Raw genomic sequence first — 13,819 nt, 5'->3', positions numbered from 1 at the left:
TTTTTTATGTTAGTATGAGCACGTCTTTTAACTAAATAAACGTGAATTAAAACATGTCAGATAATTTTACAACAGACGCTGAAAAAGCAAGTTACGGTATTGGTTTACAAATGGGTGAGCAATTAAAAGCGAATCCATTCGAAGGTTTAAACTTAAATTCTGTATTTGAAGGTATGAAAGACGCATACACTGGTAATGATTTCCAAGTTGAAATCCCAGCAATTCAAGCAGCTTTTGAGAAAATCAACGCTGAGATCCAAGCTCGTCGTGAAGAAGAAGCTAAAGTTCTTGCAGCTGAAGGTATTGCATTCTTAGAAGAAAATGCAAAACGTCCTGAAGTAACAGTAACTGAATCAGGTCTTCAATACGAAGTACTTACTGCAGGCGACGGTGAAAAACCAACTGCAGATTCAACAATCCGTGCACACTACCACGGTACACTAATCAACGGTACAGTATTTGATAGCTCATACGAGCGTGGTCAACCAGCTGAATTCCCAGTTGGCGGTGTAATCAAAGGTTGGACTGAAGCAGTACAAATGATGGGTACTGGTTCTAAGTGGCGCTTATACGTACCACACGAACTTGCTTACGGTGAGCGCGGTGCTGGTGCAGCAATCGCTCCTTTCTCAACGCTAATCTTTGACGTTGAGCTATTAGAAATCATCTAATCGATTTCAAATAGACATAAAAAAACCTGCTTAAAGCAGGTTTTTTTATGTCTGAAACAAATAGCTAATTAGCTATTTGATTCAGCGTATTCTTTACACGCAGCAGTGTCTTCACATTCACCATATAGGTAAAGAGAGTGGTTAGTCAGTTTAATTCCATTCTCTTTTGCGATTTCTTCTTGACGACGTTCAATAGTATCGTCTTCAAATTCAACAACCTTACCACATTTTAGGCACACTAAGTGGTCATGGTGAGTGCTGCCTGATAATTCAAATACTGACTTGCCGCCTTCGAAGTGGTGGCGAGATACAATACCTGCATCATCAAATTGGTTAAGAACACGGTAGACAGTTGCAAGACCAATCTCTTCGCCTTTGTCTAATAGGATTTTATAGACATCTTCAGCGCTGATGTGTTGGTTGTCTGGAGATTGCAGAATCTCTAAAATTTTAATACGCGGCAGAGTTACTTTTAACCCTGCTTTTTTTAATTCCAAGTTGTGATCAGTCATTCAATCTGTCTCAATTTTATTTAGTTATACTAGGCATCATCAAGATGCACACGACACATTAGCAACTATTAGAATAACGTGCCTAGTTACTAAGTGCAAAGAACAATTCGTCTATTTGCCGATTTTTCAAACAAAAATGAACTGGTTGTGCATCTTTACATCAGCTAGTAAATGCGAGTAGTACTTGTTATTAATCAGCAAGTTCCGCTAAACACATTTCGTCATAAACCTGAGCACACCAGTCTTTAACACGCTTTTCAGTAAGCTCTGGTTGACGGTCTTCATCAATACCAAGGCCAACAAAGTTGCTGTCATCTACTAGTGCTTTTGAAGCTTCAAAGTCGTAGCCCTCAGTTGACCAATGACCCACTACGATTGCGCCACGCTCAGTAACGATATCGTTGATCATGCCCATTGCATCTAAGAAGTATTCTGCATAGTCTTCTTGGTCACCGCAGCCGAAAATAGCAACAAGTTTACCTTCGAAGTCAACTTCTTCTAATTCAGGGAAGAAATCATCCCAGTCACATTGAGCTTCACCGTAGTACCAAGTTGGAATACCGAATAACAATAAATCGAATTCAGCAATCTCTTCTTTAGAACTTTTTGCAATGTCGTGAACCGCTACAAGCTTTTTACCTAATTCTTTTTGAATCATTTTAGCTACGTGTTCAGTATTGCCTGTGTCACTTCCGAAAAAAATACCTACGCTTGACATGGATTTAAAACCTTCTATCTATCAATAGCCAATCTTTCTTGTAAAATTGTTTCAATCAACGCGCTACGGCTAATATTCTGCGCATCTGCCATATCGCTTAATGCTTGATATAACTGTGATGAAACCTTAAATTCTACACGCTTTAAACCACGTGCTTTATCTCGCTTTATTTGATTACGTTTATTTACTTTTAATTGCATATCGCGAGGTAGGGGATTTGTTTTCGGCCTACCTGGACGCTTTTCGTATTCAAATAAATCGGGTGTTGTTCTATCTGTTTCTGACTTTGCCATATCTAGCCCACACCTGCGCCTTGCCAGAAGACTTGAATAAGTCCTTTCGCTATAAACCCAGAACAGCCTAAAAATAGCACTAACCAAACGATGTATCGGCCAAATCGTGGTACATCACCTTTTTTAAGGACGTCTTGAATTGCCATTCCAATAAAAAAGAAAATACCGGCTAAGCCAAAATACAACCCTAAGGTATCAAATTCGTTAATTAACTGACTGACCATCAACGTATAAACCTTTAAATTAAACGGCGCGTACTATAGCACACAAATTTGTAATAATTTAGTGCGCACGATCAAAAACAGCGAATTTTATCAGCCCAATTAATGAGCTAAAAAATCGCTGATTGCTTTATTTACAGCAAGTGGTTTTTGGGCATGTAGCCAGTGACCAGCACCATGAATAATTTTTGCTTTTGCATTAGGGAATAACGCCATAATAGCAGGGCGGTGTTCTGCTAAAATGTAGTCAGAATCATTACCTTTAATGAATAAAGTATCACATAAACAAGAATCATTTTCACTAACTTGCGCTAAAATATTTTCATATTGCTGGTATAAAACAGCTAAATTAAAGCGCCATTGATATTGACCTTCATCATTTTTAGCAAAGCTTTTTAATAAAAACTGACGTACGCCCATTTCATCAATGTGCTTGGCAAGTATTTCATCAGCCGCTTTTCTATCTGTGATATTAGACTGTGCAACTTCGTTTAGGCCTGCAAAAATAGCGCTGTGGCGAGGGTTATTAGCAACAGGAGAAATATCTAACACAACAAGTTTACCAATAAGCTCTGGGTGATTAAGTGCTAATTGCATGGCCACTTTGCCACCCATTGAATGACCTATAATGTGAGCTTTACTAATATTTAGATGTTCAAGTAACTCACTGACATCTTTAGCCATAGCGTGATAATTCATGGTATCGCTATGGAATGATTTACCGTGGTTACGTAAATCAATATTCGTTACACGATAATTTTCAGCTAATGCTTTTGCGATTACATTGAGGTTTTCAAGTGAGCCAAACAAACCGTGGATCAATACAACGTCTGAACCTTGACCCATTTGTTGGTAGTTTAATAGCATTTTCAACTCCTAATTTTAATGGCAGTATTTTGCCTAGTGAAATTACAAAATGCAAAACATAGAGAATTGCTGCGAGCTTAGGTATAATCAATGAGAACTTTTAAAATGTGACCCGTAAAGACAGGAATAACATGAAAAAAATCGACATAGACGACGAGTTATATCAATACATTGCAAGCAACACGCAAAGTATTGGTGAAAGTGCATCAACCATTTTGCGTCGTTTATTAAACCTCTCTGATGGCGCCAATGCCCCAGTTGAAACAACTACTAAAACTGAACAAGAAACCCCAGTTGTTGAAGTACAAGAACAAGCAGAACAAGAAACAAGCTCCGAACCAAGCGACGAAAATGTTGAAGAGGCTGCACAAACTGTCACAGCATCGACACAAGTGAAAGGTAATGTGTTTAATGTATTAAACAAAGAAGAGCTAGCAATGCAAAAAGGTGTTGTTGGTCGATTCTTATTTATACTAGCTGCTTTATATAGAACGCATAAAAAAGATTTTGCTAACGTGCTTGAAATTAAAGGCCGTGACCGTGTTTATTTTGCCACTAGCAAAGAAGCACTACTGGAAAGCGGTAGCAGCATGAATCCAAAAAATATCACTGATACTGAGTATTGGGTGATGACAAATTCAAATACAACCAGAAAAAAAATGATGCTTCACGAAGTAGCACTGTGCTTAGGCTACAGCGCAGATGAAGCAGAAAAAATTCGTGATTACTTATAATCCATAAGGAAATAATATGGCGATTCATCCAGATGCAGGTAAACCTGCACCGCAATCAAGCTTAGTGAATGTACCAAAACTGATCTCGGCTTATTACTTAAATGAACCTGACCTAGAACAAAACCCAGAGCATTGTGTTGCTTTTGGTACGTCTGGCCATCGTGGTTGTTCGTTCGATGTAAAATTTAATGAATCGCATATTTTAGCGATCACTCAAGCAATTTGTGATTACCGTAAAGAAAACAATATTTTTGGTCCACTTTTCTTAGGTAAAGATACACATGCATTGAGTGAAGCGGCTTTTAACTCTGCTATTGAAGTACTCGTTGCAAACGAAGTGCAAGTCATTGCACAAGAAAATGACGATTACACGCCAACGCCTGTAATTAGTCATGCTGTTGTTTGCCATAACAAAGAAAACCCAAATGAACTTGCTGATGGTATTGTGGTAACTCCTTCACATAATCCGCCAGAAGACGGTGGTTTTAAATATAACCCGCCAAATGGAGGCCCTGCAGATACTGATGTTACTAAGTGGATTGAAGACAGAGCAAATCAATTACTTTTAGAAGACTTAGTTGAAGTAGAGTTATTTCCATTTGCTAAAGCATCACGTTCTGGTTTTATTAAGTACCAAGACTTAATTACCCCTTATGTTGATGACTTAGTTAATATCGTTAATCTAAAAGCAATTAGCGATGCGAAAATCAAAATTGGTGTGGATCCGCTTGGTGGCTCTGGTATCAACTTTTGGCCAGTCATTGCAGAAAAATATAATTTAGACTTAACGGTCGTAAATGAGTCTGTTGATCCAACATTTTCGTTCATGCCTTTAGATAAAGACGGCAAAATCCGTATGGATTGTTCATCACCTTATGCAATGACAAACCTTATTGCATTAAAAGATGACTATGATATCGGTATTGGTAACGACCCTGACTATGACCGCCATGGTATTGTTACACCTGACGGCTTAATGAATCCAAATCACTTTTTAGCAGTTGCAATTGACTACTTATTAAATAACCGCGAATGGTCAAAAGACGTCGCAATTGGTAAAACGCTGGTATCAAGCGGCATGATTGATAAAGTAGTTACACGTAATAACCGTGAAGTAAAAGAAGTACCGGTAGGCTTTAAATGGTTTGTTGAAGGCTTAAGCAAAGGTACCCTTGCTTTTGGTGGTGAAGAAAGTGCAGGGGCGTCATTCTTACGCTTTGATGGTACAGTTTGGAACACTGATAAAGATGGTTTCATCTTAGGTCTACTTGCTGCAGAGATTTTAGCCGTAACGGGTAAAACACCTTCACAGCTTTATAAAGAACTTGAACAAGAGTTCGGTGCGCCTATTTATAAACGTATTGATGCGCCAGCTAGTGCAGAACAAAAATCACGTTTAAAAGCGTTATCAGCTGATGATGTTACTGCAAGTACATTAGCGGGTGATGCCATTACGCAAAAACTAACCCATGCCCCTGGTAATAACGCTGCTATCGGCGGTTTAAAGGTTGTTACTGAAAACGGTTGGTTTGCTGCACGTCCATCGGGCACTGAAGATATTTATAAAATTTACCTTGAATCATTCAAAGGTGAAGAACATCTAGCATTATTAGAAAAAGAAGCGAAAAAGCTGGTTGATTCAGTAATTAGCTAATTCCTTTTTTACCTATTAAAACGGCTGAGATTCTCAGCCGTTTTTGTATTCTACTCTCACGCATTTTAGGATAGAACAATGAGCTATTCAACTCCTTCATATCTCGAAGAATTAAAAAGTACCGGCGACTTTTTAACCCTGACTCGCAACAATGAATTTTCACTCGAACCTTGTGCATTTACCCTTGCAAATGGTACTGATGTCACTGTTCACGACACGGGTATCATTGAGTTTCAACCTGCAGAGCAAACAAACAAAGATATTGTTCTTTCAAGTGCAGTACATGGTAACGAAACTGCGCCAATTGAAATTTGCGATCAATTAATCAAATCAATCATTACAGAACAACTTTCCTTGAAGCAGCGTGTACTGTTTATTTATGGTAATCCTAAATCTATTAATATCGGTAAGCGTTTTGTAGATGAAAACTTAAACCGTTTGTTTAATGGTCATCATACTGTAGAAGGCATTACTTCTAACCCAGAGCGAGTTCGTGCAAAGCTACTTGAAGATGTTGTTTCTGATTTCTTTGCTAGAGGCAACCAGGACAATGAGCGTTTTCATTATGATCTTCACACTGCAATTCGTGGCTCTAAAAATGAAAAGTTCGCAGTCTATCCTTTCTTACATGGTAAACCGTGGAAAAAATCACAACTGCAATTTTTACTTAGCTGTGGCGTAAACACGGTACTAATGATGAAATCAGCGGCAACTACCTTCAGTTACTACTCGTCGTATGTACATGGAGCTGACTCATTTACGGTAGAACTTGGCCAAGTAAAACCATTTGGCGAAAACGACATGTCGCGATTTGAGAAAACCAAAAAAACCTTAACTGCATTAATTAGTCAAGAATCTGTCGAATATAAAGAATTTAATGCAGGTGATTTCGAGTTGTTTTCAGTATATAGAACAATAAACCGTACTTGCGAAGACTTTAGTTTTCCATTTGCTGATGATGTGGAAAATTTCACCGGTTTCGCAAAGGGCGAATTAATGGCAACTGATGGTCAGACCAGATATGAAGCGGAAGTAGACGGTGAAGCTATTATCTTCCCAAACGCTGATGTAGCCTTAGGTCAGCGCGCTTTGCTTACTGTTATTCCAATGCAAGTTGATAGCAACTTTATTTAAAATCTCTGCATTAACACCCATCTAAATTTAGTTAACTATATGACTCTAAAGAATTTATCTTGTTGTATAGTTAACTTTCCATGCGTTTTTAGCCATTTGTCATCTATTCGTCTATGATTAGTTGAATAACAACTTACGTTAACGTAAAGTGACGGCAGTTTAATTTAATTAGATTGAATATTGCGCAAACTTTATCCTTACAGCTCATGCTGATAAAAATATAATTAAGGGCAGTAGCGTAGGTTTCTGACAACGAAAGAAGGTAGGTTATGAGTAATCCAAATAACGTATCGCTAAACATTAATCATGAACTGTCATTTATTGACGGTCACGCATTAACGATCCCTACATTAAGTATTCTTAATGAGGAAGGCGACATCTACGAAGGTGCAACCGCACCTGATATCGACAAAGCAACGGCAATCCGTCTATATGAAACAATGCGTTTTATTAGAGCACTTGATGAGCGTATGCAAGCAGCACAGCGTCAAGGCCGTGTTAGCTTTTATATGCAATGTCTAGGCGAAGAAGCGGCTGTAACAGCATCAGCTGCAGCGCTTGATCAAAACGACATGATCATGGCCCAATACCGTGAGCAAGCAGCTTTACGTTATCGTGATTTTAGCCTTGACCAATTCATGAATCAAATGTTCTCAAATGAAAAAGATTTGGGTAAAGGTCGCCAAATGCCAATTCACTATGGCTCACGCGAACTTAACTACATGACTATTTCATCACCGCTTGGTACACAAATTCCGCAAGCAACAGGTTATGCATATGGCCAAAAAGTTCGTCATATTGATGCCCAAACAGGTGAGTTAAACAGCACTATCGATAACATAACTATTTGTTACTTTGGTGAAGGCGCTGCATCTGAAGGTGATTTCCATGCTGGTTTAAATATGGCCGCAGTTCACGAAGCACCGGTTATTTTCTTTGCCCGTAACAATGGTTATGCGATTTCTACACCTGCGGATGAACAGTTTAAAGGTGATGGTATTGCATCACGTGGTGTTGGTTACGGCATTAAAACAATTCGTGTTGATGGTGCTGATGCACTTGCTGTTTATGCTGCAACGAAAAAAGCCCGTGAGATTGCGACTACTAAAGGCGAACCAGTTTTAATTGAATCGATTGCCTACCGTTTAGGCGCTCACTCAACCAGTGACGACCCTAGTGGTTACCGCACAAAAGATGAAGAAGCAAAACATAAAGGCTGTCCAATCGAGCGTTTCCGTAAGTGGCTATTAAAGCAAGGTTGGTTAGACGAAGCGCAAGACGCAAAAGACAAAGAAACTATTCGTGAAGAAATTTTAGCGGCCCTTAAACGCGCTGAAAAAGTTGAAAAGCCAGCATTAGAAGAGCTTATTTCTGATGTTTATGATAAGCCAATCCCATCACTGCAAAAACAATATGAAGAACTAAAAGATCACATTTTGCAGCATCCTGATGCTTATCCAACAACTGCAGGGAGATTAAAGTAATGGCTAAAATGAACATGCTTCATGCAATTAACTCTGCCCTTGATATCACCATGGCAGAGCATCCAAATGCATGTATTTTTGGTGAAGACGTTGGTTATTTTGGCGGTGTATTCCGTGCTACATCTGGCTTACAAGAAAAATATGGTAAGCATCGTGTGTTCAATACCCCATTAACTGAGCAAGGTATTTTAGGTTTTGCTAATGGTTTAGCGGCGTTTGGTGCACCTGCTTTAGCTGAAATTCAGTTTGCTGATTATATTTTCCCTGCATTTGACCAAATCGTGAATGAATCAGCAAAATTCCGTTACCGTAGTGGTAATGAATTTAATGTTGGCAATCTAACAATCCGTACTCCATACGGTGGTGGTATTGCAGGTGGTTTATATCACTCACAATCACCAGAAGCTTATTTTGCTCACACACCGGGTTTAAAGTTGGTTGTGCCACGTAACCCATACCAAGCAAAAGGTTTGCTTCGTGCATCGATTAAAGATGATAACCCTGTTATTTTCTTTGAGCCGAAACGTTTATACCGTGCATCAACAGGTGAAGTTCCAGAAGAAGATTACAGCATCGAGCTTGGCAAAGCTGAGATCGTGCAAGAAGGCACTGATGTCACTGTACTTGCTTGGGGTGCTCAGATGGAAATCATCGAAGACGCCGCTAAAAAAGCTGCAGAGCAAGGTATTAGCTGTGAAGTGATCGACTTACGTACCATTTTACCATGGGATGTTGAGACCATTGCTAAATCAGTGACTAAAACAGGTCGTTTAGTGGTAAGCCACGAGGCACCAATCACCAATGGTTTTGGTGCAGAAATCGTTGCAACAATTCAACAAGAGTGTTTCTTACACCTTGAATCGCCAATGGCTCGCGTGTGTGGTTTAGATACGCCATACCCATTAGCACTTGAAAAAGAATATGTGCCGGATGCACTTAAAGTGCTTGCTGCGATTAAGCAATCAGTAGAGTTTTAGGAGTGAGTATGTCTAAAGATTTTATCTTGCCAGATATCGGCGAAGGCATCGTAGAGTGTGAAATTGTTGAATGGTTAGTTGCAGAAGGCGATTCTGTAAAAGAAGACCAGCCTATTTGTGATGTTATGACCGACAAGGCGCTTGTGCAAATTCCTGCTGTTCATGATGGTGTGATCAGTAAGCTCTATTATGCAAAAGGGGATATTGCGAAAGTACATGCACCATTATTTGCAATGGATGTTGATGGCGAAGCACCAACACAAAGCGAAGAAGCGCAAGCTCCTGCAACTCCAACTGAAGCATCATCTGAGGCGGGTGAGCACTTAGAAGATTTCATTTTACCCGATATCGGTGAAGGTATCGTTGAGTGTGAAATCGTTGAGTGGTTAGTGAGTGAAGGCGATGAAATCGTTGAAGACCAAGCTGTGTGTGATGTAATGACAGACAAAGCATTGGTGCAAATTCCGGCTAAATACACAGGTAAAGTTGAAAAGCTTTATTATCAAAAAGGTGATATTGCAGCGGTTCACAGCCCATTATTCCAAATGAGCATTGCAGGGCAAAGCGCAGAGCCAGATGTAAGTTCTGCGGTAGTTAAAGCACAAACAAATGCAGCAACTAAACATTCGCAGAAGCCTGCGGCTTCAGCAAACTCTAGCAAACAACTTAATAAGAAAGCAGTTGCTTCACCTGCTGTTCGTCGTAAAGCCCGTGAACTTGATGTTGATTTAACGCAAGTACCAGGCTCTGGTAAAAACGGCCGTATTTATAAACAAGATATCGAAGATTTCTTGAATGAAACACCAAGCCAAACAGCATCACAACAAGCTGCGCCAAAAGCGGCAGAGCCTGTATCATCTGTGGCATCTTCTGGTGGTAATCGTGTAGAGCCTATTAAAGGCATTAAAGCGGCAATGGCTAAGCAGATGGTTGCTTCAGTTTCGACAATTCCTCACTTTACTTTCTGTGATGAAATTGACCTAACTAAACTGATTGCAATGCGCAGTGAGCTTAAAGAGCAGTATAAGCAACAGGGCGTTAAGCTCACTATGATGCCGTTCTTTATCAAAGCACTGTCGTTAGCGATTAAGCAATTCCCAGTACTAAACTCGCAAGTAAATGATGATTGCAGCGAGCTAACTTACTTTGATGATCATAACATCGGTATGGCGGTTGATTCTAAGATTGGTTTACTCGTACCAAACATTAAATCGTGCCAGTCAAAGAGCATCGTAGATGTTGCAAACGAAGTGACCCGCTTAACTGAAGCAGCACGTGATGGTCGTGTTTCACCGGATGATTTGAAAGGCGGCACTATTAGCATTTCTAACATCGGTGCGATTGGCGGCACAATTGCAACCCCGATCATCAATAAACCTGAAGTAGCGATTGTTGCTTTAGGTAAACTGCAGCATTTACCTCGTTTTGATGCACAAGGCAATGTTGTTTCAGCTGCTATTATGCAAGTAAGCTGGTCTGGAGACCACCGAGTGATTGATGGCGGTACAATTGCCCGCTTCAATAACTTATGGAAGTCTTACTTAGAAGACCCTGCAAAAATGATGATGGCGATGAGCTAACATTAGTAAGCATTAAAAAAACCAGCCTCGGCTGGTTTTTTTAATTGTAAATATTGTCTTTGCTATATGCTGTAAAAATACAATCCATAACCGAGTAACAGCGCAGGTATTGTTGAATACACCGTCGCGATTAAGGCCGCTTTTGGCGCTAATGCAATAGCTGGGAATAGGGCATCGCCGTCATTTGAAATTGCATTGGCTGCCATCGCACTAAATGGAATAATACCCTGAATATAGAGTGTCATCACTACGATTTGTGGCCCGCAGCCAGGTAATAAGCCAATAGCCACAGCCACCAGCGGTGCAAGATAAGCATACTCAGAAAACCAGGCTGTTAAATCAACACCGACTAGGTTAACGAGAATTTCAAACAGCATAAAACTGGCAACAACCCAGGCAGTAACAAAGTGCGTGTCCATTAACACTTTCGTGAGTTTTGAGGGAGGTGTGCAAGGCGCTTCTTCACTTGTTACTTGCTTATAACTGCTGCCTTTAGAAGACAGCGACCACACAACCACGGTTAATAGCGCCATGATCGAGCCAAACAGGGTGACGCCAGTATTAACGCTTTGACTAAATTCGCTAAGGTCAGAATTGGTAGCAATAACAAAAGCAATAATCAAGCTTGGGACTAGGGTAAACTTCCAAATAGGGCGGCTAAATTTCAAAGCCTTTGGTTGGCATTGAGGCTGCTCGTAGTATTCACCTGCTTCGTCAGGTTGAAATTTATCTGGGCTATGAAATGTATTAACTATCTGACCGCTAATAATACCTACAGCAACACCGATTAACATCATTAATAAACCATCAAGCGGGCGGGTTGCTAACAGTAAAAAGGCGGCATCGCCCATGGTTGCGGTTAAGACAGCAACAACAGAGCCAAAGCTAGCCTGCTTTTTAGTAAATTGGGTTACCACAATAATGGCACCCCCACAGCCAGGTAAAGCACCTAAAATAGACGCAAAGCTCACCTCTAGAATGCCTGATTTAGCACGTAAATAGCTAAGCTGTAATTGAGGAAGTCGATCAATAAGGTAGTAATAGATTAATAAGGTGGCTGCAACAAATACAGATACTTGAAAAAAAGCATCACTAAGCGCTTGTAGGGTGAATTCTCGGCTTGCAGGTACCGCTAAAGAAATCAGTAATAAAAGGGGTAAAATTAAGCGTTTATTGTCCGTAATGTAACACCTCGCTTTATTAGGAATAAACCTCGTTTGTGTTAGTGAGAGCATACAGTGCAACCTAAAAATTATTCAGGCTACACTGTATTACGATTTTAAATGAAAATCAATCTCATTTGTATCTATTTGCGTTGGAACTCAGAAGTGGCATTCCAGGTCGGCCATTCTTTTCGTTCTGAAATATCAAAACCTACTTGATAGAATAACTGAAGGTCCTGAACGGCACCTGATAAATCCCATTCATCACGGTAACGGTCGCAAGGCTGATGATAACAACCACGAAGCACTAAGCTCATACGCTTACGGTAATTTGCCGTTTCTTCGTCAAGTGCTTCACTACCACCACCGGCATACATTGCTGGTACACCCATGTTTGCAAATGCAAAGTGATCAGAGCGGTAGTAACCACCTGAAGACGGTTTAGGGTCACCAGATACTGTACGGCCTTGTGCTTTAGCAGCTGTTTCTAGCAGGCTATCCATTTCTGATTTACCAATACCAACAACACTGATGTCTTTAACTTTACCTAATAGGTTTAAGCTATCCATATTGATGTTAGCAACCGTTTGTGATGCTGGGATCACTGGATTTGCAGCATAATATTTCGAGCCAAGTAAACCTTGTTCTTCAGCAGTAACGGCTAAGAAAGTCATTGAACGGCTAGGGTGCTCAGGTAAGGTAGCGAATGCTTCAGCAACTTCGATTAAGCCAGCAGTGCCCGTTGCATTATCGTGGGCGCCATTATAGATTTGGTCACCTTTGCGGGTTTTATCTGTACCAAGGTGATCCCAGTGAGCTGAATAAATGATGTGCTCGTCTGGCTTTTCGCTACCCGGTAACGTCGCGATAAAGTTATACGAAATTGACTTTTTGATTGTATTATTTACTTCAACACTTGCAGTTAGGTCGCCCATATCAACATGGTAAGCGCCTTTTGCCGCATTAGCTTTCATGGTATCGAAATCTAAGCCTGCTTTTGTGAAAAGCTCTTTAGCAACATCAGTTGTTACCCAGCCTTCAACAGCAACACGGTCCATGTTGTTATTTTCTTTTTGGAAACCAAATTGCTCACCGCTCCAAGAGTTTTCAACAACTGACCATGGGTAAGAAGCCGGTGCTGTTTCGTGGATGATAATCGCACCAGCTGCACCTTGACGGCTTGCTTCTTCATATTTGTATGTCCAACGACCGTAATAGGTCATGGCATCGCCGGTGAATAAATCAGGGTTTTTCGTCGCAAAACCAGGATCGTTTACCAGCATAACAACTGTTTTGCCTTTAACATCTAGGCCTTCGTAGTCGTTCCAGTTGTATTCTGGTGCATTAACACCGTAGCCAACGAATACTAATTCAGAATCTTTAATGCTTTGCTTAGCACTAATACGGCTGCTACCCATTACCATATCTTTTTTGTATTGGTAATCTTTGCCGCCAATGGTAAGTACCATGTCTGAATCAGCTTCTAGTGAAACAAGCGGTACTTCTTGTAAGAAGCTATCACCGTTACCCGGCTCAAAACCCAATGCTTTAAATTGGTCGGTTAAATAGGCAAGCGTTAGCTCTTCACCTTTAGATGATGGTGCTCGGCCACCGAACTCATCAGAGGCAAGCACTTTAATATGCTCTGCAAGTTGCTCTGCGTTAATGCTTTGATAGGCTTTTTCGACATCACTTGATGTGATACTTGTTGAAGCACAGCCCGCAAGAATGGCACTTGCAAGGACTGTCATTGGAAAATAGCGTTTCATAATAGCTCTTTTTTTGTTTTATGGTGGCATTAGTATATGAGG

The 13,819-nt window shown here is 40.4% G+C and carries 14 protein-coding genes; 7 read left to right on the top strand and 7 right to left on the bottom strand.

Annotated elements, in window-relative coordinates; translation table 11 throughout:
- The first annotated feature begins 53 nt into the window (after positions 1 to 53).
- The gene (locus EXT43_RS03880) at positions 54 to 671 is read left to right on the top strand and encodes an FKBP-type peptidyl-prolyl cis-trans isomerase (protein WP_054553930.1); all 618 of its coding nucleotides are present in this window, start codon (positions 54 to 56) and stop codon (positions 669 to 671) included.
- Positions 672 to 739: 68 nt separating this feature from the next.
- On the opposite strand, the gene fur is transcribed toward EXT43_RS03880, so the two are convergent.
- The 5 genes from fur to EXT43_RS03855 all read right to left on the bottom strand — a co-directional run bounded on the left by fur (position 740) and on the right by EXT43_RS03855 (position 3,282).
- Complete coding sequence (gene fur, locus EXT43_RS03875; RefSeq protein ID WP_063529330.1) at positions 740 to 1,183, bottom strand: ferric iron uptake transcriptional regulator; 444 nt, start codon at positions 1,181 to 1,183, stop codon at positions 740 to 742.
- 190 nt (positions 1,184 to 1,373) lie between these two features.
- Positions 1,374 to 1,901 carry a flavodoxin FldA gene (gene fldA, locus EXT43_RS03870; RefSeq protein ID WP_054553928.1) on the bottom strand — a complete coding sequence of 176 codons (528 nt, stop codon included), beginning with the start codon at positions 1,899 to 1,901 and terminating at the stop codon, positions 1,374 to 1,376.
- Positions 1,902 to 1,915: 14 nt separating this feature from the next.
- Entirely contained in the window at positions 1,916 to 2,194 is a 279-nt protein-coding gene (ybfE, locus tag EXT43_RS03865) for a LexA regulated protein (RefSeq protein WP_004586673.1), read from the bottom strand.
- Between the two features lie 2 nt (positions 2,195 to 2,196).
- On the bottom strand, positions 2,197 to 2,418 hold the full coding sequence (locus EXT43_RS03860) for a DUF2788 domain-containing protein (protein ID WP_036968243.1): 222 nt from the start codon (positions 2,416 to 2,418) through the stop codon (positions 2,197 to 2,199).
- A 99-nt stretch (positions 2,419 to 2,517) separates the two neighbouring features.
- Positions 2,518 to 3,282, bottom strand: a complete 765-nt coding sequence (locus EXT43_RS03855; RefSeq protein ID WP_130166375.1) for an alpha/beta fold hydrolase — start codon at positions 3,280 to 3,282, stop codon at positions 2,518 to 2,520.
- 131 nt (positions 3,283 to 3,413) lie between these two features.
- Here EXT43_RS03855 and seqA point away from each other — a divergent pair, with 131 nt between their 5' ends.
- The 6 genes from seqA (at position 3,414) to EXT43_RS03825 (ending at position 10,845) form a co-directional block, all read left to right on the top strand.
- Positions 3,414 to 4,016, top strand: coding sequence for a replication initiation negative regulator SeqA (seqA, locus tag EXT43_RS03850; RefSeq protein ID WP_130166374.1), 603 nt, complete (start codon positions 3,414 to 3,416; stop codon positions 4,014 to 4,016).
- Positions 4,017 to 4,032: 16 nt separating this feature from the next.
- Complete coding sequence (gene pgm, locus EXT43_RS03845; protein WP_130166373.1) at positions 4,033 to 5,670, top strand: phosphoglucomutase (alpha-D-glucose-1,6-bisphosphate-dependent); 1,638 nt, start codon at positions 4,033 to 4,035, stop codon at positions 5,668 to 5,670.
- A 78-nt stretch (positions 5,671 to 5,748) separates the two neighbouring features.
- A complete protein-coding gene (astE, locus tag EXT43_RS03840; protein ID WP_130166372.1) occupies positions 5,749 to 6,804 on the top strand; it encodes a succinylglutamate desuccinylase in 1,056 nt (351 codons plus the stop codon).
- A gap of 269 nt (positions 6,805 to 7,073) precedes the next feature.
- Positions 7,074 to 8,288, top strand: a complete 1,215-nt coding sequence (locus tag EXT43_RS03835) for a thiamine pyrophosphate-dependent dehydrogenase E1 component subunit alpha (protein ID WP_130166371.1) — start codon at positions 7,074 to 7,076, stop codon at positions 8,286 to 8,288.
- A complete protein-coding gene (locus tag EXT43_RS03830) occupies positions 8,288 to 9,265 on the top strand; it encodes an alpha-ketoacid dehydrogenase subunit beta (protein ID WP_130166370.1) in 978 nt (325 codons plus the stop codon). The genes EXT43_RS03835 and EXT43_RS03830 overlap by 1 nt, the downstream gene beginning before the upstream one ends.
- Before the next feature lie 8 nt (positions 9,266 to 9,273).
- Positions 9,274 to 10,845, top strand: coding sequence for a dihydrolipoyllysine-residue acetyltransferase (locus EXT43_RS03825; RefSeq protein ID WP_130166369.1), 1,572 nt, complete (start codon positions 9,274 to 9,276; stop codon positions 10,843 to 10,845).
- 62 nt (positions 10,846 to 10,907) lie between these two features.
- Here EXT43_RS03825 and EXT43_RS03820 read toward each other — a convergent pair whose 3' ends face one another.
- On the bottom strand, positions 10,908 to 12,080 hold the full coding sequence (locus tag EXT43_RS03820; protein WP_130166368.1) for a putative manganese transporter: 1,173 nt from the start codon (positions 12,078 to 12,080) through the stop codon (positions 10,908 to 10,910).
- Between the two features lie 71 nt (positions 12,081 to 12,151).
- Positions 12,152 to 13,777 carry a M28 family metallopeptidase gene (locus EXT43_RS03815; RefSeq protein WP_062565322.1) on the bottom strand — a complete coding sequence of 542 codons (1,626 nt, stop codon included), beginning with the start codon at positions 13,775 to 13,777 and terminating at the stop codon, positions 12,152 to 12,154.
- Positions 13,778 to 13,819 lie beyond the last annotated feature (42 nt).

This window comes from Pseudoalteromonas sp. CO109Y (genome assembly GCF_004208935.1).
Classification (GTDB): domain Bacteria; phylum Pseudomonadota; class Gammaproteobacteria; order Enterobacterales; family Alteromonadaceae; genus Pseudoalteromonas; species Pseudoalteromonas shioyasakiensis.
The sequence above is the reverse complement of the archived record's forward strand: the minus strand, read 5'-3'. Positions and strand labels throughout refer to the sequence as shown.